19 protein-coding genes and 1 pseudogene are annotated in these 22,741 nt (G+C 41.0%); 18 read left to right on the top strand and 2 right to left on the bottom strand.

Features of this window, described 5'->3' with window-relative positions:
* Positions 1-416: 416 nt before the first annotated feature.
* The gene (locus tag IEV18_RS06530) at positions 417-1,445 is read right to left on the bottom strand and encodes a sensor histidine kinase (RefSeq protein ID WP_188391582.1); all 1,029 of its coding nucleotides are present in this window, start codon (positions 1,443-1,445) and stop codon (positions 417-419) included.
* Positions 1,442-2,113, bottom strand: coding sequence for a response regulator transcription factor (locus tag IEV18_RS06525; protein ID WP_188391581.1), 672 nt, complete (start codon positions 2,111-2,113; stop codon positions 1,442-1,444). Before IEV18_RS06525 ends, IEV18_RS06530 begins: the two co-directional genes overlap by 4 nt.
* A gap of 203 nt (positions 2,114-2,316) precedes the next feature.
* Here IEV18_RS06525 and IEV18_RS06520 point away from each other — a divergent pair, with 203 nt between their 5' ends.
* The 18 genes and pseudogenes from IEV18_RS06520 (at position 2,317) to IEV18_RS06435 (ending at position 22,666) form a co-directional block, all read left to right on the top strand.
* Complete coding sequence (locus IEV18_RS06520) at positions 2,317-3,084, top strand: ABC transporter ATP-binding protein (protein ID WP_188391580.1); 768 nt, start codon at positions 2,317-2,319, stop codon at positions 3,082-3,084.
* Positions 3,071-4,993 carry an ABC transporter permease gene (locus tag IEV18_RS06515; RefSeq protein ID WP_188391579.1) on the top strand — a complete coding sequence of 641 codons (1,923 nt, stop codon included), beginning with the start codon at positions 3,071-3,073 and terminating at the stop codon, positions 4,991-4,993. Before IEV18_RS06520 ends, IEV18_RS06515 begins: the two co-directional genes overlap by 14 nt.
* Before the next feature lie 655 nt (positions 4,994-5,648).
* Positions 5,649-6,224, top strand: a complete 576-nt coding sequence (locus IEV18_RS06510) for a Uma2 family endonuclease (protein WP_229733564.1) — start codon at positions 5,649-5,651, stop codon at positions 6,222-6,224.
* Positions 6,225-6,407: 183 nt separating this feature from the next.
* Positions 6,408-6,668 (top strand): hypothetical protein, encoded by a 261-nt coding sequence (locus IEV18_RS06505; RefSeq protein WP_188391577.1) that lies wholly within the window; start codon positions 6,408-6,410, stop codon positions 6,666-6,668.
* Positions 6,652-6,993 (top strand): retropepsin-like aspartic protease, encoded by a 342-nt coding sequence (locus IEV18_RS06500; RefSeq protein WP_188391576.1) that lies wholly within the window; start codon positions 6,652-6,654, stop codon positions 6,991-6,993. The genes IEV18_RS06505 and IEV18_RS06500 overlap by 17 nt, the downstream gene beginning before the upstream one ends.
* 895 nt (positions 6,994-7,888) lie before the next feature.
* The gene (locus tag IEV18_RS06495; protein ID WP_188391575.1) at positions 7,889-8,188 is read left to right on the top strand and encodes a hypothetical protein; all 300 of its coding nucleotides are present in this window, start codon (positions 7,889-7,891) and stop codon (positions 8,186-8,188) included.
* A 45-nt stretch (positions 8,189-8,233) separates the two neighbouring features.
* Positions 8,234-9,229, top strand: a complete 996-nt coding sequence (locus tag IEV18_RS06490) for a hypothetical protein (RefSeq protein WP_188391574.1) — start codon at positions 8,234-8,236, stop codon at positions 9,227-9,229.
* A gap of 458 nt (positions 9,230-9,687) precedes the next feature.
* Positions 9,688-10,008: pseudogene (locus tag IEV18_RS06485) on the top strand (group II intron maturase-specific domain-containing protein); the annotation flags it as partial.
* A 187-nt stretch (positions 10,009-10,195) separates the two neighbouring features.
* Positions 10,196-10,489 (top strand): hypothetical protein, encoded by a 294-nt coding sequence (locus IEV18_RS06480; protein WP_188391573.1) that lies wholly within the window; start codon positions 10,196-10,198, stop codon positions 10,487-10,489.
* 137 nt (positions 10,490-10,626) lie between these two features.
* Positions 10,627-11,691: a hypothetical protein gene (locus IEV18_RS06475; protein ID WP_188391572.1), complete on the top strand. Its 1,065-nt coding sequence runs from the start codon at positions 10,627-10,629 to the stop codon at positions 11,689-11,691.
* A gap of 1,504 nt (positions 11,692-13,195) precedes the next feature.
* Entirely contained in the window at positions 13,196-13,981 is a 786-nt protein-coding gene (gene motA, locus IEV18_RS06470; RefSeq protein ID WP_188391571.1) for a flagellar motor stator protein MotA, read from the top strand.
* Entirely contained in the window at positions 13,974-14,756 is a 783-nt protein-coding gene (gene motB / locus IEV18_RS06465) for a flagellar motor protein MotB (RefSeq protein WP_188391570.1), read from the top strand. Before motA ends, motB begins: the two co-directional genes overlap by 8 nt.
* 127 nt (positions 14,757-14,883) lie before the next feature.
* Positions 14,884-15,354, top strand: a complete 471-nt coding sequence (locus tag IEV18_RS06460; RefSeq protein ID WP_188391569.1) for a chemotaxis protein CheX — start codon at positions 14,884-14,886, stop codon at positions 15,352-15,354.
* Positions 15,355-15,369: 15 nt separating this feature from the next.
* Entirely contained in the window at positions 15,370-17,367 is a 1,998-nt protein-coding gene (locus IEV18_RS06455; protein WP_188391568.1) for a methyl-accepting chemotaxis protein, read from the top strand.
* 385 nt (positions 17,368-17,752) lie between these two features.
* Entirely contained in the window at positions 17,753-19,774 is a 2,022-nt protein-coding gene (locus IEV18_RS06450) for a chemotaxis protein CheA (RefSeq protein WP_188391585.1), read from the top strand.
* A 236-nt stretch (positions 19,775-20,010) separates the two neighbouring features.
* The gene (locus IEV18_RS06445; protein ID WP_188391567.1) at positions 20,011-20,469 is read left to right on the top strand and encodes a chemotaxis protein CheW; all 459 of its coding nucleotides are present in this window, start codon (positions 20,011-20,013) and stop codon (positions 20,467-20,469) included.
* Positions 20,470-20,553: 84 nt separating this feature from the next.
* On the top strand, positions 20,554-21,294 hold the full coding sequence (gene nfsA, locus IEV18_RS06440; RefSeq protein ID WP_188391566.1) for an oxygen-insensitive NADPH nitroreductase: 741 nt from the start codon (positions 20,554-20,556) through the stop codon (positions 21,292-21,294).
* Between the two features lie 175 nt (positions 21,295-21,469).
* Complete coding sequence (locus IEV18_RS06435; RefSeq protein WP_188391565.1) at positions 21,470-22,666, top strand: MDR family MFS transporter; 1,197 nt, start codon at positions 21,470-21,472, stop codon at positions 22,664-22,666.
* Positions 22,667-22,741: the final 75 nt, after the last annotated feature.

Here is a 22,741-nt window from a genome sequence, read left to right as displayed (position 1 = left end):
GAGGCCTCTTTCTAAGTGTATTTGCCTGGTACGCATACATTTATGATAGAGTGCCTCTTCCTTTTTGGCTAGGATTTTGTAGAAATATCACCGAGAACTATTTTACACATACCTGCTTTTTTAGTCAAACCTCAAATATCTTCATTACAGGAATGCTTCCTCTGTAATCCAGCTTTCAAGCGTATCCGTAATATCAATCATCTGATCGTGCTCTGTCGTGCGTAAGTGAAATGTTTTCTCCACTTTTTTACCTCCGTCCTAAAGAATAAATAGAATGATAGTTGTTTACACCATTATTTTATATAAATATAGCTGAATATTACAGTTTAAGCGGAGCCGAAATCTTACATTGGATGGGCTTCTGTCAAAAAAATAATGCGCCGAAGCTTGGCACAACAATATTTCAAACCGGAAAATCAGATATGATAGTAATTTCTTATTTTCGGAAAATGAACTGTAACCCTGGTAAATTCTCCTTCGGCGGATTGTATGGATATGTCGTGGCCTAACTTATTTGCTAATTTTTTTGCCAGATACAATCCCATTCCGGTTGATTTGGAATGAGCCCTTCCCGTCGTGCCAGTAAAACCTCTTTCAAATACCCGGTTGATATCTTCCGCTTTGATTCCGATGCCATTATCTTGAATTATCAGCCGTTTTTCGTTACCGTCCTGTTCAAAACGGATCGAAATACTCCCTTCATTTTCTGAATATTTTAAAGCGTTCGTGATGAGTTGGTCGATGATAAATCCCAGCCATTTTTTATCACTATGAACAATTTTTTCGCTGTCATAATCCATTGTTAAATGAATTTGTTTGTTAATAAAGATTTTCGAGTATTTTTTGACACTATGTTTGATAATCTGGTCTACATCCACCTCGGTAATAAAATAATCATTGGCAAAAGAATCGACCCGGGAGTAATAAAGGGCTTGCTCCACATAATCCTCGATTTTATCCAGTTCGTCTTCCAGTTTATTCACAAGTTCATCGATTGTTTTTCCTTCATAGTTTTCCATTAGCAAGCGGCTGGAAGTAATGGGCAGTTTTACTTCATGTACCCATGACATTATATATTCTTCATGTTCTCTTTTCCGGGTATATAACGATTGTAACTGTTTGTCTTGCTCACTCATGATTCTTTTAAAAAGATCCAGATACAGCTTTTGCTCATGGTTCTGTGCTTGAGGCAATAACGAAAGTGCATCTTCATGAGGGTTTTGAATGAGCTCTTCCATTTTTTTATAAAAATGCATGCGGTAAAAGTACCCGATGACCATATATAAAATCGCAAAAAACAGGCAGCTAATATTTATGTATACTACATTGCTCCACACCTCTTGCGGTTTGGCGCTCAACAATAAGACTAGAGAAACAAAAATCATGATTACGGCATAAAAGACCAGAAAATAACGCTTATCTTTTACATATTTTAGGAAATTCATTTTATGAAATAGCCTTCTCCTTTTTTCGTCGTAATGAAGTTTTCAATCCCCAATTGCGATAATTTTTTTCGTAAGCGGGTAATATTCACGGATAGCGTATTATTGTCAATGAATTGTTCATGTTTCCAAAGGGTACGCATTATTTTATTCCGGCTCACAATACTTCCTGCATTTTTCATTAATAGATGCAGAATGACAAATTCTGTTTTTGTCAGCTCAATCTTTTTTTCCTCATAATATACTTTTAAATCATTCAAATTTAAAATAACCCCTTGATGTTCCAGTACGTTTGTCTGTGTTTCAGTATAGGAGTAGGAACGCCGCAGGAGGGCTCTGATTTTTGCGATAAGCACTTCTGTATCGAATGGTTTCTGAATAAAATCATCGCCGCCCATGTTCATAGCCATAATCATATCCATATGGGACTCCCGGGAAGAAATAAAAATAATCGGAACTTGCGATACTTCTCTAATTTTATTGCACCAATAAAATCCGTCAAATAATGGCAAGTTAATATCCAGCAATATAATAGCCGGCTGCTCATGCAAAAAATCTTCCAATACATTTTCAAATGACTTTAACGCTGCGACCTCAAAATTCCATTTTTTCAGGGATTCTGCTAACAGCTCTCTTATTGCCTGGTCATCTTCAACAATCAAAACTTTCATTGTGGACACTCCATCAATTTGTTAGTAACAGTATGACATTATTTGTATAAGAAATCATTCCTCAATCTAATATTAGTATTTTCGTTCATGTTTTTGTACCATTCTTTCAAAAATGTAAGGTTCAAGGCTCAACCTGTAAGGTTAAATCATAGTAACTTCCGATAGAATAAAAACATAATGATTCATATGGAGGATGGAACGCAATGAATATTGTTGTAGATGCAAAAAACGTAAAAAAAGTATACGGAACAAAGGGAAATGTATTTACTGCATTAGATCATATTGATGTAAAAGTATATGAAGGTGAATTTGTCGGTGTGATGGGGCCTTCTGGTGCTGGAAAATCAACACTTCTAAATATTTTAGCAACAATCGACCAGCCAACTTCAGGTGATATTTATATTGATGGAACAAACATTGTAAATATGAATGAGGAGCAGCTGGCAGCCTTCCGCCGCGATAAGCTTGGTTTTATTTTTCAAGATTATAATTTGCTCGATACATTAACGGTGAAAGAAAATATCATCTTGCCTTTAGCCTTAGCCAAAGTGAGTGTGAACGAATTAGAGGAAAGGGTCAACAAAGTAGCAAAAACCTTTGGAATCCATCAAATATTAACGAAGTATCCTTATCAAATTTCTGGCGGTCAAAAGCAGCGTACTGCCGCAGCCCGCGCTATTATAACGAAGCCGAGCTTGCTTTTAGCGGATGAACCAACGGGGGCATTGGATTCAAAATCAGCAACCGATTTATTGGAAAGCTTAAAAGATTTAAGTGAAGCAGACCGGGCAACGATCCTTCTCGTCACCCATGATGCCTTCGCTGCGAGCTACTGTGATCGTGTGATTTTCATTAAAGACGGCAAATTATTTACAGAACTTGTGAAAGGAAAGAGAACACGGAAAGAATTTTTCCAGAAAGTTCTAGATGTACTGTCAGCACTTGGAGGTGGCCTAAGTGACACTATTTAGTTTGGCGAAGAAAAATATAATCGGGAACTTTAAAAATTATCTGCTATATTTTATATCCATGATCTTCAGTGTCGTAATTTACTATACATTTGTGTCGTTGCAATACAGCCCGGAAGTACAAAATGCGATTGAATCTTCAGACAGTATATTGAATATCTTTATTGCAGGTTCTGCAGTGCTCATATTATTTGTATCCATATTTATTTTCTACTCGAATTCATTTTTTACAAAAAAACGAAAGAAAGAAGTGGGATTATATTCCCTTTTAGGTTTAAAGAAAAAAACGATCGGCAGAATGCTTTTTTATGAAAATATCTTCATGGGCGGCATTGCGGTTCTTATCGGGATTATCGTTGGAACGATTTTATCGAAACTGTTTACGATGATGGTGCTTAAGCTCTTGGATGCGCCGGTTGAAGTCAGTTTTGGCCTATCTGTGGAAGCAATCATAAATACGCTTATCGTTTTTCTGATTATCTCTTTAGTTACTTCCTTTCAAGCTTACCGTTTAATCTATCGTTTTAAATTAATTGAGTTATTTCGGGCAGAAAAGGAAGGAGAAAAAGTTCCTAAACAATCTTTTATCGCGGCAATAGCTTCCATTATTTTCATCGGCTTCAGTTATTGGCTTGGCTTTGAACCGCCAACTGAAAATCTGCAAGTGCTTACTAATCTTGTTTTGTTTTTAATCAGTATCGTTGCAGGCACCTATTTGCTGTTTCGTTTTCTAACGGTTTATATATTGCGACGGATACAGAATAGAAAGTCGAGTTATTATAAGGGAACAAATTTAGTTGGAATCTCGCAACTCATTTACCGGATTAATGGCAATGCCCGCACCCTTACCATCATCGCGTTGCTCAGTGCCGTTACGGTAAGTGCAATATCCGTCGGCTATAGTTTCTATTATACGAATGAAAAACAGGCAGAAAAAGCAGCACCTTTCAGCTATATGCATATTTCAGCAAGTGATTCGACCGACAGGGAAATAGAAGATGTCATTCAATCAGATACCGAACACGCGGTGATCGGGCAAATCGATATCCCGGTTATTATCGCAAGCGGGGAAGTTACAAGCCCGATTCTGCAGGATTATTTAGAAAACGGACCGATTAAAATCGTATCGGAACATACGTATCACGAAGCATTAGAAATATTGGGCAAGGAGTGCAATATTCAGCTTACGGACAAACAAACGCTTGGCATTCAGCCGCTTTTAACGGAATATACTTCCGATAATTATAAAGGACATACCGTTACCGTACAATTGCCAAATAAAGAACTGGATTTAACGTTTCACTCCATGGCAGAGGACAGAATAATTCCGTGGAGCTATCCGGATTTTACGATTGTCGTGAGTGACCAGCTGTTTTCTGAAATCGCGGCACACGTAAATCCGGTAACGATCAAAGCATATGAAGTTGCCGATGAAAAAACGACTAAGGATACGGCCTCTCAATTACAAAGTTTAGCAAGTGAAGAGATGCATCTAACCACCTATTACGATGTTTATCGAGAAGGGCTGGAATCAGGCGGATTAAACCTGTTTATTCTGGGATTTTTAGGGCTTGTTTTTCTGGCAGCAACGGGAAGCATTATCTATTTTAAACAAATAACCGAAGCCCACGAGGACCGAGGCCGGTATGAAATTTTACGCAAAATTGGCGTGAGCAGAAAAGAAGTTAATGCGATCATAAGAAAGCAAATGATTTTTGTGTTTGGATTGCCTCTGATTATTGGTGTTGTGCATGGTTTAGTCATTTTACAAATTGCTTCGAATATTTTTTCCGTATTAATCGGAACGGACTTAACGGTTCCAATTGTTGTAACAACGCTGGTGTATTTTATCATCTATCTTGGTTATTACTTTTTAACCCTCACGACCGTGAAAAATACGGTGAATAACTAGAGGTAAAAGTTTCTCGTATCATGGAGCGACTTTGGAGAACAATCCCTCATATGGACTGCAAAACTGAATATGAGGGATTTTATTATTTTCTGATAGGAACGGTCTTCATTTTCCATTGTTTCTAAGCTTTTACCGTATCATTAGAACGAATATGGGCAAAGGAACCTAGCGCAGAAAAATAAAAATGCACGGTTAAAGATGAAATGTTGAAGTCAAGCAGAAAACGATATTGAAGCTTCCAAACATTTGCAGAAAGTACGGGAAATCATTGAAGGATATGAAACTCCCTATGGCCTTGAGTTATTGTCAACCATCCACGCGGTGATTCATTCAAAACCTGAAATTAAAAATAATCTCCAAAGCGTTATAGAAGAAGTTCATAACTGGAATGAACGGAAGAGAAAGATATTTAAAGAAAAACACATTAAAGTAGCTTTGAAACATCTGAATAATGTCACAGTTTAAATAAAACCAACTTGCATGCAATCGTCAAGTTGGTTTTCTTTTTGACCAAACCATTAAGGATGCCTCAGCTGCTAGTTCCTTCTGCTATAGAATTTTTACATGTAATGCATTTCAATATGAAATGCATTACAATATAATGAAATAAAGGAACTGTCCGTATAGCTTGCTGTTTATGAAGGAGGGAGATTCTTTGAACATTCCAAAATCATTTGATAAAAGGCTTTCTTATTCGGATTATCTTAATTTGACCGACGAGGAACGATTGGAAATCATTGATGGGGTTCCGTACAATATGACTCCTGCACCTTCGACAAAGCATCAGCAAGTTTCCATGAACTTATCCTATTTGCTGATGGACTTTTTCAAGGAGAAAAAATGTGAAGTGTTTGCGGCCCCTTTTGACGTGCGGCTTTTTTCAGAAGGGAAAGCAGATGAAGAAGTTTATCATGTTGTCCAGCCTGATCTTTCCGTCATTTGCGATAAACGCAAATTGGACGAAAAAGGCTGTGCAGGATCTCCGGATTTAATAATCGAAATTCTGTCCCCATCGAGTGCAAAAATGGATAAATTGACGAAGCGTAATTTGTATGAAGAGGCTTTGGTGAAGGAATATTGGATAGTTGATCCCCAGAACGAGCTGGTGGAGTTGTATCATTTAGGTGAAAATGAACTGTATGGAAAACCCGATTTCTTTTCAGCGGAAGATACAATTGAATCCATTTTGTTTAACGGTTTAAAGCTCGAAGGAAAGAAAATTTTTTCATAGGTTGGGACGTCTAAAGAAACATGAATTACTGAAATGCACTTCTCGTGTTGTAAATCTTCGCGGTATTCCTAAATTAATAAAAGGAGTGACAACGTATTAAAACAAAGGATATTTAAAAGTTTATTGATCAAATAAACATAAACTGTACATTCATTTATTGAGAAGAAAGGAGAATCAGACCTAATGAACTGGTCCGAAGTCAGAAGAATGTACCCAAATCGATTTGTCAAACTAAAAGTACTTTCGTCGCATATAAATGACAATCGGGAATTTATTGATGAAGTGGCTGTAATCAAATCAATACCAGATGAACTAGCTACGAAGGAATTGTTGAAAGCGAAAGGCGATGAATTGGTTTATCACACCGCAAATGAAGAGATCGTCCTTGAAATTCGGCAAGATGTAGGTTTAAGGAGAATCGATTACTATGAAAATCAAGTATAATCGCCGAATATCATTCTGTCGTTTAATGGAAAAAGCTATGGTAGTAGATACTGGGGCAGCTAGGACACTTATTTTGCAGGATGCTGTAGAAGATATTGGTATACAAGTTGATTCACATGATAGAATGGTGACTTATTTTGGAGTTGGTGGAAAAGAACATGCTTTTAGAAAACGTGTCGATCAAATTCAAGTGAATCAATTTATTGCTAAAAATTTGGAAGCAGATTTTAATGATTTCGGGTATGAAGATATTAACGGATTACTTGGATTGGATTTGCTAATGAGAGCAGGCTTGGAGTATCTTCAAATTTTTAGATATAGATAAACAAATTACATAACCGCATAAATCCCCCCTTCACAAAACTTCATTGTTTTTGAATGTTACCAACTTTTGCAAACATAATTGTAAATAGGTTTATCACAGTACATCAACCCCGCTTAAAATGGATGACGGTATGATGACGACATATGAAGCCATTATTGAATTTTGCATAGCTTTCGCAGCAATATTAACACGAATCATCACGATTGTGGTCAATAAAACAAAAAAGCCGTCCACATGACGGTTGATTTTATTATTAGTTATTTTGTCATAAAACGGATTCCAACATCCCCCTTATTAAATTTTTATATTTTTTATGCAAAATTAAATTATTCTTACCTAATTTCTAGTATAATTAGGATATCTTTTCTCCTTTTTTGTCGAATCTTGTCAAAACCTAATAAAGAGTTTCGATAAAATCAACCAAAAGACTGGGATTTCTTCCTAAAGTAACGGAATTTTTCCAAAGAGCTTGGTTTTTTTCCAAATCGCCTGAAACAAGGCTTTATCAATCTTCCAAAACAGTGTTGAATCGTCCAATCGGTCAGGATATCAGCCGGCCGAACGGGTTATCTTCCAAAAACACGGAAGAATCGTCCGAAAATGCAAAAGAATCTTCCTTTAAAAGATAAGAATCGTCCACACGGATAGACAATCGTCCAAAGGAAAAGTAAATCTTCCAGGAAAATCAGAAATCATCCAATCTGTTTTACATTCTTCCAAGCAGACTGGTAATTATCCAATCTCATTAACAATCATTCAAGCAAAATAAAAAAACAACAATTTTCAACAAAAAATGAATCCTATTTGTCTGTTGTTACGTATTATCATCATCACATTATAGTAAAATATATCTATTATTTAACAACATACATATTGCAAGAAAGGAAATCTACCTATGGAGAAGATACTTTGTCCCCACTGTCAGCTGTTGAGTGAGGACCTTGAATATTGTGATCATTGCGGCCGGGAAATCGGGACAAGCCAGACCGAAACTTCCGCACAACAAGAGGAAACGGACTGGAGTCAGGATACACTCGTTTGCGATACATATATTCGTCCTGGCCAGGCGGAAATCATCCCTGAAATCCCGTCGGTCGTCGAAAGCCCAATACATACTGAGCCCCTGGAAGACGGCATGGTAAAGCTCTATTTTCTGCAGTCGGAGAAGTGCTCCCTGCCCGAATTGCTGGAATAGAATGGCCCTCTTTCCTTTGAAAATATCACAACGATTTTAAAACGAATGGGAACTATTTTTACTGCGATCCACGAGGCAGGATACATTTTAGGCAGCTTTAACCTCACCGATTTTTGGGGAGTAAACCTGGAAAGCTTTCAATTGCGCCCCATCCGCACTATCCGCGTCAAAGGGATGGCTGAGAAATTTGGAGATAATGGAGAATTTGCTGCACCGGAAATGGGAACGGCACGAGCAATCGATGAGTCAGCAGATGTATTTTTGTTAGGCCATCTCTTTCTCTCCTTCGTGTTCGACCGGAAACAACCCTTTTCTGATTACAATGAATTGCGCTATTTATCCCATCAATTGCAAGCCTTCCGCCCGGAAATTCCATTCACGCTGCATACATGGCTGGAAAAGTCGACAAATCTGTCGCCGGTAAGACGGTATCATACCGTATCGGAACAAATAGAAGCCTTTAAACAGGCGCTATGGCAGGATAAACAACGCCGGGGAAACCATCCTGAAATATTGGAAACACTCTTCGCAATAGATTTGTCGGTAAAACAAACTCTGGCTGAACCAACCCTGCTTGAAGAACATGCAGAAAGACGAAAAAAAGACATCAATGTATGGCCGGCAGAATCGGAAAACAGTTCATACTCAGAATCGCTACCATTAAATGATAACACCGACCAGTCTGATGGAAAAACGCACATGGTGAATGATGTTGATTCTGAAATAAAGGCTCTCACAAACTCAAAATCAAGTACTGAAGAGAATAATGAAGAGAAACATGACGAAAAACCGCAGAAAAAATCCCTTTGGAATAAAATCACGCGCAAAACGGCTGCGGAAAAAGATGCGGAAATTCACGGCCCCCATAAGGCATTGGACGGCACTACCTACACCATTGACAATGAAGAATTAGTGTACGAAGAGCCGTACATCGTTATGCAAATGATTGCACCGTTTTGGCAATGGCCGGCCGGTCTTCCACCAAGTCATAGACAAGGTGGAGTTTTGGTGTGCCCGGCATGGGTGCAGACTATAGGATGAAAGTCCCGAACAGTGTAGGCAGTAGTAGCTGTAGCTTAAGACAAGGGCATGGGGGGTGACCGTCATGTCTGAAGGAAGTCGGCGGCAAACTTCCGCCCCGAGGAACACGAACCTCATATAAGGCTAGGTAATATTGAATGAGTCTGCCAAACAAGACAAAGTTCTTACTGCCAAAGGTATTACAGAGTAAATGAGGCGGGGACGTGGAAGGAAAGTCTGTACTCTTACCCGGGGAGAACCTGTTGGAATGCCGTGCGCTCACGGTAAGCAACTTTGTGAAGGGTTGTTGAACAACAGGCGTCAGCAGAGGTCATAGTACCTACTTTACTCAAGGAAGTAGGGAAGGACTGAACCGATTATGAAGAATCACGTCTAGGCGTTCATCCCGTTTGAGGAAGCAGAAAAGATAACAACCTACTTTAAGGAGGAAACGGTGAATCCCGTGGGGACTTGGCAAACTAAATAGCTATCTTAATGGTTGGCTTGGTTACTATCAGTTAATCGAAACGCCAAGCAACCTAAAAGAGTTAGAATCATGGTTACACCGAAGACTCCGAATGATACGTTGGAAAGAATGGAAATTGCCAAGAACCAAGAAGAGAAAACTAATCTCATTAGGAATATCGCCACAAAAGGCATATGAATGGTCAAACTCCAGGAAAGCATATTGGCGTATCGCAAAGAGTCCCATATTACACATAGCCCTTGGTACCAAATACTGGTCAAGCCAAGGGCTAAAGAGCATATCCGCTAGATATGAAATTTTGCGTCATACATAATCTGGAACCGCCGTATACGGAACCGTACGTACGGTGGTGTGAGAGGGACGGAGGTTAGTCACCTCCCCCTATCTCAATTCGCCTGGTTGGACTTAATACGGACAGGAGGTGCTGATTAAAGCAAGGCGCTACGATAAAGAGGAAGGGCTCTTTTCCTACAAAAATAAAATGAGCCGGAAGGAAAAGATTGAAACGATTCGGAAGCGTCGTTATCGACGTACAGGGAGATACAATCTATGCCCAACTCACTTTCTCTGACAAACAGTGGATCTCCACGCTGCATCAGGAAGTGGTAACAGAACTTGGCGATGAACTGACCGTTGATGAAGAAATGTTAGAACGGTTAGGCCAATGGCTGGAGCGTTTTGAATCGGTTCAGCCGGTATACGCCGGGTACGGCTCTTTTCCTGAATTAGGTTTGCAGGAGAAAGAGGGACCATTTGTCAGCTTAGTATGGCTGCTCACTGACTTACAGAAGTAATCGGATTCTAGCAGATGCTTACAGCAAGGACGGAACTGGTCGCGGGAAGCTGACCTTATAGCATATTGGTAAAGGCCCAGAAAAAGACATTCTGGGTTCTTTCCCTTTTAATATATTAATAGAAAGGTGGGGATGGGATGAAAAAAATTCAGGTTATCGATCTGTCCATCTTGCAAATATTTGACCGTCTTTGTATTTTCCTTTCCTTTGGATACATACTTTTCTTTTTCCTGGGGGATATTGAAGGCACCCTTGCTCCCTTCTTTTCCATCGGGCTGATAGCTATAAGTATTTATTTGGCAAAGGTACGCAATAAAGTGCTGTACTCCGCCGTTGGCTATGCTTTGTTTTCATTATTGATGATCGATATTGTCGTTGGCAATTTTGATGATATTACGTTTAAGCCATCTTTTATTTTTATTCCATTTATTATTTTTCTAACGGTAATGATTATCGAATGGAACAGCAATTTTTTAAGCGGATTTTTGTACGGCTATTGGGCAGTGTTTATTTACGAAGTTGTGAAAAATTTTGGCGATGTGCCCATCCTGGGATTTTTGGAAGCAGCTTATTCACCTGACCAATTCTACTATTTAATCACTGAGCATTTTGGCGTCATAATGCTGATAGGGATTATTTTCACATTGATTGGAAAAAATCAATCCTTTGATTTTAACGGCTATTGGATTGAAAAAGTCGACTATACCTTTTTCCTCATGAGCTCAGGCTATTTCGTCATGTGGGTATTATCTGGTTTTGTCATGAAATATTTATTCGTGCTCCTTGTTTATGGTGTATTGACTCACTTCAATCTGCAGGCAAAGGCAACGGGAAAAAGCACTACTTCCGCTTTTACATATGGTGCTGTGACTTTTTTGCTCGCCTATGCTATATGCCAATTATTCCAAGTGGAAAGCATTATTCTGCCGATTATCGTTGCAATCATCGTTTCTTTATTAATTTTAAAGTTGAAAATTTCCACAAGCGGAGTCACCTTCCTCCTTGGGGTATATTGGGTGCTGATATTTTATCAAATGTGGAAGGCAGCTCCAGCGTCATGGGGAGAAGGCTTGCTGATGATTTTCCATCTTAACTCCATTCAGCAGCTTTCCCAATACGTGAATCTTATCGGAATAGCCCTCGCCCTGTTTGTGTTTGGCAACTTCATGATTCAACGGCAAAAGAAAACGGCAAAAAAATAGCGAAAAGCGCAAAATCATTGAGGTAACCAATGGTTTTGCGTTTTTTATTGGGATGCTGCGGGAGTTATAGGTTCCTGTGATTGGGAATCGGCTTTCGTGCTATAGATATCGGCGTTTATTAGGAGATATCGGCTATCTCGCAATATATCGAGCATAAACTGGAAGATATCGGCGAAAATCGGTAAATCGGCGATAGGAGCATAGATCGGCGTTCACCAGGAAATATTGGCTTATCCAGGCAAAAATCGGCACTAAGGAAAATTATCGGCACAAAACGATAATCCGGAGTACCCAAAATTATTAACTGAGCACTATTATTCTCTTTTCTAACCTTTCGAGCATCAAATTCAGCGCTTTTGAAAAGAATACAGCGTAACTCTCGCTGTTTTTAGCGGAGGAATTTAAGATTCTGACGTATCGCAGGAATTCTAACGATCCTTGTGATAATTTCAGCGCAGCACCCGATTATTCTAACGGAAAAAATTTAATTCAGCGCTTCGGCCCGATTCTAACGCTTCCTCCTAAGGATTCAGCGGTAATCGGGATATTTCAGCGCAAACCGTTATTTTTCTAACGGAAAAAATTTAAATTCAGCGCTTCGGCCCGATTCTAACACTTCCTCCTAAGGATTCAGCGGTAATCGGGATATTTCAGCGCAAACCGTTATTTTTCTAACGGAAAAAATTTAAATTCAGCGCTTTGGCCTGATTCTAACGCTTCCACCAATGGATTCAGCGGTAATCGGGATATTTCAGCGCAAACCGTTATTTTTCTAACGGAAAAAATTTAAATTCAGCGCTTCGGCCCGATTCTAACACTTCCTCCTAAGGATTCAGCGGTAATCGGGATATTTCAGCGCAAACCGTTATTTTTCTAACGGAAAAAATTTAAATTCAGCGCTTTGGCCTGATTCTAACGCTTCCACCAATGGATTCAGCGGTAATCGAGATATTTCAGCGCAAACCGTTATTATTCTAACAGAAAAATAAAAATTCCAGCACATCCCAAGGATTCTCACGGTCCGTGCACAAGATTCAGTGATTCTGAAAATTATTCAGCGCAACACCCGATTATTCTAACGGAAAAAATTTAAATTCAGCGCATCGCCAGGATTCTAACGGTCCGCGCACAAGATTCAGCGATTCCGGAAAAATTTCAGCGCAACACCCAATTATTCTAACGCAAAAATAAAAATTCCAGCACATCCCAAGGATTCTAACGCTATAACGAAAGAATCTGACGGTTCCCATCAACATTCTAACATCCCAAATAAAAATTCTAACGTATTGCATAGAAAATTCAGCCCTACACCTAATCAACTCCGTGGTTCCCATCCTCCGTTACCTGCACAGGACCTCAACCCTAAATCTCAAACTGCAATAAAATGATTTTAGCAAAAAAGTCTTAGGAAAATTTGGTATTTTCCCTCCTTTTTCTTCACATCTTTCGTAGTAATCCGATATATAACATATGCAAAGGTTTTATAGAAGTAAGGAGGGACATCATGGACAGGACATCCATCATTGGACTCCTTCTCGGATTTATCGCTATCGGTGTAGGGATGATTCTGAAAGGAGTAGATGTTGCTGCATTAATCAACCCGGCAGCCATTTTAATCATTTTGTTAGGAACCACTGCCGCAGTCATTATCGCTTTCCCTTCCAGTACGATCAAAACAATTCCCGGGCTGTTAAAAATTATTTTTACCGAGCAGAAACAGACCGATAATAAAGAATTGGTACGCTACTTTAGTGAACTGGCAGACTTGACGAGAAAAGAAGGACTCCTTTCTTTAGAAATGAAAATACCTGAAGCAGACGATCCTTTTACCCAATTAGGACTTCAGTTAGTCGTGGACGGCCATCCGTCAGAATATATTCGCGACCTGCTTCTGGAAAAAATTGAAGCGATGGAAAGGCGCCATGAAGAAGGGGCTGCAGTGTTCACTCAAGCAGGAACGTATGCACCGACTCTAGGAGTACTGGGCGCAGTCGTCGGATTAATTGCAGCATTAGCCGACATGTCCGATACGGATACATTAGGTTACGCCATATCTTCCGCCTTCGTTGCAACGCTCCTCGGTATTTTCACCGGGTATGTGATGTGGCATCCGTTTGCCAACAAATTGCGGGAAAAATCGAAGAAAGAAGTCATGCAGAAGGAAATGATTGTGGAAGGAATTTTATCTATCACGAACGGGAATTCTTCGCGGATGGTGAGAGAAAAATTGAGTTCCTATTTGTCCACGAAGGAACTTATCGAGCTGGAGCAGGAGGATCAGGATGCGTAGGAAGAAGGAAAAGGTAAATAGACGCATTAGTGAATCCTGGCTCCTTCCCTATGCGGACATGCTTACCTTGCTCGTTGCTCTATTCATCGTGCTTTTTGCCATTAGTGATATCAACTCACAAAAATACGAGCAAATCGCCAATTTCTTCCGCAGTGAACTTGCCATCGGCGGAGTCGGAATTTTGGATGATAATGATGGTCCGGAAGAGACGCCGCCGAGCAGCGACCCTGATGAAGAAGAGGAAGAAAAACAGGAATCGGAAGAAGCGGAAGAAGATGAAAGCAGCGTCGAGCTGAAGCAGCTGCAGCAAATGGAGTCAGACATTAACGGCTATATCGATGAAAACAATCTGGCGGAAAAACTCGGCACGGAGCTAACCGATGAAGGGCTGTTAATTACGATGCAAAATGAAATTTTCTTTGATTCGGGCAGCGCGGAAGTGAAAGCGGACGGCGAGGAAGTGGCAAAAGAAGTGGCGAAACTGCTGTACACCGATCCGCCGCATCAAGTAGTTGTTGCAGGGCATGCGGATGACCGCCCAATCTCCAGCGCCGAATATGCTTCCAACTGGGAACTTAGTGTGGCACGGGCGGTAAACTTTATGAAGATTTTATTGGAAAATGAAGATTTGGACCCAACGTTGTTTAGCGCCAAAGGTTATGGCGAATATAAGCCAATCGTTCCAAACACGAGTGAAGAAAACCGGGCGAAAAATCGGCGGGTAGAAGTACTGATTACACCAAACTATGAAATAAATGTAAGTGAAGAAGATTAAAGATTGTCCAAAAATGAAAAGAAAGTATTATATTTTCTGTCATTTAAATAAAGCTTTTTGCCTATTTTTCCGCTATGATGAGAATAGATATTGACAGGAATGCATTCTTTAGAAAAGAGGTTTTTCCATGGCGCTATCCATACATGAAAGAAATCGGTCTGTTACCCATTTATTAAACGGTACCCACACGTCGTTACAATCCATCGTTCCAATTCCTTATAAAATTTCCAAGCCAAAATTGCTGGGAAAGGCATTGGATTTGCAATTTGGCGTATTAATCGGCTTTACGGGAGATTTAAAAGGAAAGCTCATCTTATCCGGCGAACATGCGGTTTTTAGCGAGATCGGCAAGTCTATGTTTGGGATGGACATTGAAGGGGAAATGCTGACATCTTTTAGCGGCGAGCTGGGAAATATGCTGGCTGGCAATCTATCGGCAAAAATAGAGGAGCATGGAATCCGCACCGATATTACAGCACCGACAATTATGGAAGGAAAGACAACATTGTCCGGGTTTGATAAAGCGATTCAGCTTACTGCTGACTTTGAAAATACAGGAAATATGGATATATATTTGCTGATAGACGAGCTAGGCTAGGAGAGGGGGAAAAGGATGGAGAAAAAGAAAACGCGCAGGTTGAGGTCGATTCAGAAAAAAATTTTGTATCCTACGATTATCCTTATATTTGCGGCGACTTTGGTCATCTCCTATATCAGTTATAATTTCGCAGTCGAACTGACGACAGAAGAGCTGGCACAAAATGTGGAGAGCCAAATGGCGGGCATGAATGAAGCTTTTCATATATTTTATGAAAATATGGACAGCATTTTGCAGCGTTTAAATGAACAAGACGTTGTCAAAAACGGTGACCGGAATCAGCTGATCAAATATTTAGGGGATACAGTAGATGTGACTCCAAGCATTCAAAGCATGTATTCCTCTTATGAACAGTCCGGGGAAACGATTATTTATCCAGTTGTCGATTTAGGACCGGACTTTGATGCCCGGGAGAGAGGCTGGTACAAAGCTGCGGTGGAAGCAGAAGGGAAAACAATTTGGACGAGTCCATACATAGACCAGGCAACTGGGGAAATTATCGTTACGGCAGCCAGAGCTTTTTATGATGAAAGAGGCAGATTGCTTGGAGCCTCCGGAATTGATATTTTTACCGGCACGTTAATGGAGATGGTCGGCAAAGCGGAAATCGGAGATACCGGGTATGCCATCGTGCTCGATAACCAAGGTAATTTTATTTCCCACCCAAATGCTGCCCGTATCGGTGAAAGTGCTGCACAAACTTCCGGCTTTTCAGCTTTGCTGGATGCGGGGGAGAAGGGAATTCTCGAATATGAGTCCTCCGGAGAAGAACGAATTATCGGATTTGTGAAGAATAGCGTTACCGACTGGATTATTGCCGGAAATATTTCCAAGAAGGAATTTGAAAAGAAAGGCCTCGCCATTACATTGCCGATTTTTATCAGCCTGATGATCTTTTTAATTCTTGTCATTGCGGTCATTATATTCATAACAAGACGAATGATCAAGCCAATCCGCAAGCTCCAGGAAAATATGAAACAAGTGGAACAGGGAGACCTTACTGCAAAAGTGGAAGTGAACCGGGATGACGAAATTGGCGAGTTATCCCACAGTTTCCAAGTAATGGTCGATGAAATCAGAGCGTTAATGAAAAATATTTATGCCTTATCAGGGCAGGTGAAGGCGGCATCCCAATCATTGCTTTCCAATACGGAAGAACAGAATGTTTCTGCCAATGAAGTGGCGGCAACGATGGAACAAATTGCTGCAGGTGCCAGCAGCCAGTCGGATATTGTGGAGAAAAACTTAGAGCAGATGGAAATGATGTCGGAAATGCTCGATCGCGTTGCAGATGAAAACCGTACGATGCAGCGGGAAGCCGAGGAAATGTCACAGATGGCGGATAAAGGAATCGGCATTATTCAGCAGCTCCGCCAGCAGACAGAACAAACGGGCAAAGAAACAGAAAATGTTCTTTCCGCCATTCACAAATTGGACGAACGTTCTAGTGACATTAACCAAATCGTCCAAAAGATTACTGACATTGCCAATCAAACGAACTTGCTCGCATTGAATGCATCCATCGAAGCAGCAAGGGCGGGGGAACACGGCAGAGGTTTTGCCGTCGTTGCTTCCGAAGTTGGAAAACTCGCGGAACAGACAGGGAAAGCATTGGAAGATGTATCTGCATCGATTGCCGAAATGCAGCAGGAAATGAAACAGACCGTTGAAATTATAACGAAAACGAGCGATATTTTTATGACCCAATCTGAATCGGTGAAAGATACGGAAGAATCGTTCTATCAATTGACGGAAAAGGCAAAATCAACGGGTGAAGTAATTGAACGAACGATGCATTTAGTGGAGGATGTGCTGAAGCATGGAGAAGCAGTTACCGAGTACATCCGGGATATCACTTCCATTAGTCAAGAAACTTCAGCAGGCACGGAGGAAGTCTCCGCGGCGATGGAAGAACAGACAGCCGCGATTGAACAGCTGTCCAAATTGGCAGCTAATCTGGAAGAGGATGCGATGAAAATGGAAAAAGAAGTCGGAAAGTTTAAGATGGATTAAGCGTGCACGTCTCCAAAACAATGGCCCTAAAACTGATAATGCAGGGCCTCTGTTTTGGGGACGTTTTTTTGTGTAATTGTATTGGCAGGAAAAACGCTGCTCTTACAGCTGATGGGCTGCTTAGGTCTTAAGTTCCAAAGGTGCAGGAAAGCCGAAAGGATATTTCTTGTTTCTTCTTTAAAACCATTCTCTTATTGCCGATAATATAAACAGATAGTTTCATAGAATAGACAGATAGGTCTTAGATACTAAAAGGTACCTTCGATTTACCGTTTTATCTGTAAAATATGGTAACATACAAGTAAGAAGTTTCTTAGATTTCGCACGAATCTACAACAATAGATAATCATGATAGAACTATCAATTGGGAAGAAGGGAAATGCTTATGGAAACGGATCAATATTTAGACGTGTTTTTGGATGAAAGCCGGGAACATTTGCAGGCAATTAATGACAATATTCTTGAATTGGAACAGCAGCCAAACAATCTTGACATCGTACATGAAATTTTCCGTTCTGCCCATACCTTGAAAGGGATGGCAGCAACGATGGGATTTGAGGATATCGCCTCTCTCACCCATAAAATGGAAAACGTCCTTGATTTGATTCGCAATCAAAAACTAAATGTCACTTCTGAACTCATTGATATTATTTTTGTTGCCATTGAATATTTGGAAGAAATGGTCGCTTCGATCAGTGAAGGAAACGATGGGAAAAAAGACGTATCCGAGCTTGTTCGCCGCTTGGAAGCAGTGGAAAAAGGAGAAGCTGCACCACAGCCAGCAGCAACGGAGGCGGCAGCAGCAGTCGCGGAGGAGAAAGATTTTGACATTGAACTGGACGAATTCCAGCTGGAAGTGATTCAGCAGGCGAAAGAGCAAGGCTTTGGCGCCTATCAAGTTTCCGTTGGGTTAACGGAGGATTGTATTTTAAAAGGCGCAAGAGCATATATGGTCTTTGAAGTGTTGGAAAAATACGGGGAGATTATTAAAACAACGCCGGAAGTTGAGGAAATTGAAGAAGGAAACTTTGACCAAAACTTTTCCTTTGTCTACTTGTCGAAAGAAAATATCGACAAAATCAAAGGTGCCATTTTTAAAATTTCCGAAATAGAAAAAGTGGACATCATCGCTTTTGCCGCCAAAGCACCTTCGGCTAAACCGAAAGAGGAAACCCCGGAGCAGCCAGCGGCAAAACTCGAAAAACCGACGCAAAAAGACAAAAAGAACGCTGTCAAATCAGAGTTAAAGAGTGCTGCTTCGAAAACGATCCGCGTGAATTTGGAAAGAATTGACGACTTGCTTAATATTTTTGAAGAAGTCATTATTGACCGGGGCCGACTGGAAGTAATTGCGGAAGGTCTAGGGAACCAGGATTTAACGGAGACAGTCGAGCATTTAGGCCGGGTTTCTTCAGAAATGCAAAGCTTAATACTGTCCATGCGGATGGTCCCGATCGAACAAGTATTTAACCGCTTTCCAAGGATGGTGCGGGGCTTAGCCCGGGACTTAGGCAAGAAAATTAATTTGGAAATCATCGGTGCAGAGACGGAGCTGGATCGGACAGTCATCGATGAAATAGGCGACCCGCTCGTTCATCTTATCCGCAATTCGGTGGACCACGGAATTGAAATGCCGGAAGTAAGGAAAAAGGCAGGGAAGCCGGAAACCGGAAAGATTATTCTTCGCGCATACCATAGCGGCAACCATGTGTTTATCGAAATCGAGGATGACGGAGCAGGAATTAACCGGGAAAAAGTTCAGGAGAAAGCAATCGAAAATGGGTTAGTGACAAAAGAAGAAGCCGAACTATTAACGGATGACCAGATTGCCCAGTTTATTTTAGCCTCCGGATTCAGCACAGCGGAGAAAGTTTCGGATATTTCCGGCCGCGGTGTCGGACTGGATGTCGTAAAAAATAAAATTGAATCGTTAGGCGGGCAAATTAATATTGAAACCTCCCAGGGCAATGGAAGTATTTTTTCCATTCAATTGCCGCTGACGTTGTCGATTATTTCTACTTTATTAGTGAAAGTTCAGCAGGAAACGTATGCCATCCCGCTTTCTTCCATTATTGAAACGGTCCTGCTGGAGAAAGAGCAATTGATGTATGCCCACGGTTCAAAGGTGATGGATTTCCGCGGGCAGGTTATTCCGCTCATCTCGCTGACAGATGTATTTGAAGTACCGGTGACAGAAGAAGTCGATGACACGTATTACGCCATTGTCGTTGTGAAAAAGGGCGAAAAATTAACCGGACTTATCGTCGATTCCTTTATTGGCCAAAAGGAGATTGTCCTGAAATCCCTCGGCAATTACTTAAAAGATGTTTTTGCCATTTCTGGAGCAACGATTTTAGGAGACGGGGAAGTCGCCCTCATTATCGATCCGAATGCATTAGTAAAATAGGTTATATTGCTGAGGCGGCCCGCTAGTTTACATGCGGGCCGTTGAAGCAGAGGGTTCATTAGTTTGTTGGGCGTACTCTCCTTGGTGCAATGAGTACATTATGCAGCGGCTGGAATCCTGCGCAATTTTTAAATATGAGGGAGCTGTCAAAAGGTTACACCAGGATGTTGAAGATGGAATTGGTGTAATCTTTTTCTTAACGTGACGTTTGTATTGAATTGAATTGGGGTGAGACAATGTCTGAAACAGCAAAATACATTATATTTAAATTGCGGGAACAATCCTTTGCGGTAGATATTCATCAGGTGATTTCCATTGAACGGATACAAAAATTGACGGAAGTGCCCCGCACATCCAAATTTATTAAAGGTGTGACGCAAATCAGGGATGTTACGACTCCTATCATTGATCTAAAGGAACGGCTCTATATGCCGAAGTCAGAAGTGACGGATGATTTTCGAATCCTTGTTATTCAGTTTAACGAGATGCAAATTGGCCTGATTATTGATGCGGCCGAGGAAGTGAAGGATATTGCCAATTCGGCAATTCAGCCGGCGCCGCCGATTATTGGCGGAGTTAAACAAACCTTTGTGAAAGGAATTGCCAAACTAGACGAAGAACTGCTGATTATCCTCGAACTGGAAACAATACTCAACGCAGAAGAAATCAGCGAACTGGAGAAAGTAATCGATTAATGCACGTGCTGATGCAGGCGCTTCCCAAAGTTTGTCAATTAGAAATGGTCCTAGTGACGTTTCATCATAAGGAGGAATTACATAATGCCGGATAACATCTTAGAATTGCTGAAAAGCCATGTATCAATCCGAAAGTATAAAAAGGATCCGATTCCGGATGAAAAATTAGAAGAAATGCTTCATGCAGCACAGCATGCAGCAACATCAAATTTTGTTCAAGCCTATTCTGTCATTAAAGTAACGGACCCGGAGAAAATCAATAAGTTAGCAGTGCTCTCCAATAACGAGCCGCAAATTTTGTCCGCGCCGGTCGTGCTTCTGTTTTGTGCCGATATGAAACGGCTGGAAGCAGCAGGCAAAAAAGCAGGCGTCAACATCAATGTGGAGCATTTGGAAACATTCATTGTAACGACAGTGGATACAGCATTATTTGCCCAAAACTTTGTAATTGCTGCGGAAGCCCACGGTTACGGAATTTGCTATATTGGCGGGGTTCGGAACAAACCGGAGGAAATTAGCGAGCTGTTTGGCCTGCCGGATAAAGTATTCCCATTATTCGGGATGACCGTCGGTATTCCGGATGAATCTCCGCAAGTGAAGCCGCGAATCCCGGTTCAAGGGATTTTGCATGAAAATAGCTACGATGAGGAAAAATACGACGCTATTTTAGAAGAATATAGCAAAGTGACCGAAGAATACTATCGCAAACGGCTGACGAACAAAAAGGATACGAACTGGCCGAAATCGATGGGAGAATTTCTGAAAGAGCCGCGGAGACCGCATATGCGGGATTTTATTACTTCAAAAGGTTTTCTTTTAAAGTAGAGCAGACGAGGCAACCCAAGCTCGGTTGCCTTTTTTGGTGTCTGCAGGTGCTGCCGGAATGACCGGGGGTACCAGCCGGACAGGCACTTCTCGAATTTTGACGAAAAAGGGCAAGTGACAGACAACGATGATTATATTAAAATAACTTCAGGACACCTTGGGAAAGAGTGATAACATGCCAAGAGAAATTTGGATTTTAGTAGTTGCAACGACGGTGAGTGTCACAGGGGGTTCCTTCCTGTGGCCGATGAACTCCATTTATATGCATAATGAGCTCGGAAAAAGCCTGGCCTTTGCCGGCTTTATTTTAATGCTGAATCAGGCAGCAAGTGTAGCAGGGAATCTGATTGGCGGAACGCTATTCGACAAATACAGCGCCTATAAAACCGTTTTAATCGGGACATTCTTATCGATGACATCGGCGATTTTGCTTTCCTTTTTCCATACAGCCGCCCCATACACGATTTTGCTCATCGTCATGGGGTTTTCATCCGGAATTACGTGGCCGGTAATGTATGCGATGGCAGGGTCCCTATGGCCGGAAGGGGGACGGAGGACCTTTAATGCGATTTACGTCGCCCAAAATTTAGGTGTCGCACTTGGAGCAACGGCAAGCGGCTATGTTGCCAGCATATCTTTTTCATATATTTTTATGGCAAACGCCTCATTGTTTGTCGTCTTCTTTTTCATCGTCCTATTTGCATTTAAAGACTTTGACAAAAAAATCGACAGACAGATGCAAACATCCGTCATTAAACAAAAGGCAAAAATCAAACAAAAAGACCCGCTTATTGCTTTGTTAATTTTGTGCGGAGGATTTTTCGTAATTTGGTTTTCCTATTCCCAATGGCAGGCAACGATTGCGCCGTATACGCAGGAAATCGGAATTCCATTGGAACAATACAGTACGATATGGGCAGTAAACGGTTTTCTGATCGTAATTTCCCAGCCCCTTGTACGTTGGGTTACGTCGAAAATCCCTTCTACAAGAAAGCAAATTTATATTGGGAACGTGTTGTTGATTTTTTCCTTTATTGTTGCGATGGTTTCGGAAAATTTCGCCATGTTCGCCGTGGCGATGGCGATCTTAACGATGGGGGAAGTCATTATGTGGCCTGCCTTTCCGACAATTGCCAATGAGCTGGCACCGAAGGGAAGAGAAGGATTCTATCAAGGGCTCGTCAACAGCATCGCATCGGTAGGAAGAATGATCGGCCCGGTACTCGGCGGATTTATCGTCGACTACTTTAACATGGAAATTCTTTTCTATTTCCTCCTCGTAATCCTGTTCATTCCATTTGTTACAACGAGATTTTATGACTGGAAGTTGCGGGAAAAGGAAATGGTGAAAGGTCAGGAAGAAACTGCATAACGATTGACGGTTGCCGCCTTCCAAAAAAAGATCTGACTCATCTATCCCTTTCTTTGTCTCTGGATTAGGGGTATA

Source organism: Compostibacillus humi (assembly GCF_014637175.1).
In the GTDB taxonomy this organism is placed as follows: Bacteria; Bacillota; Bacilli; order Bacillales; family Amphibacillaceae; genus Oceanobacillus; species Oceanobacillus humi.
This window is presented reverse-complemented; position numbering and strand designations above follow the sequence as displayed.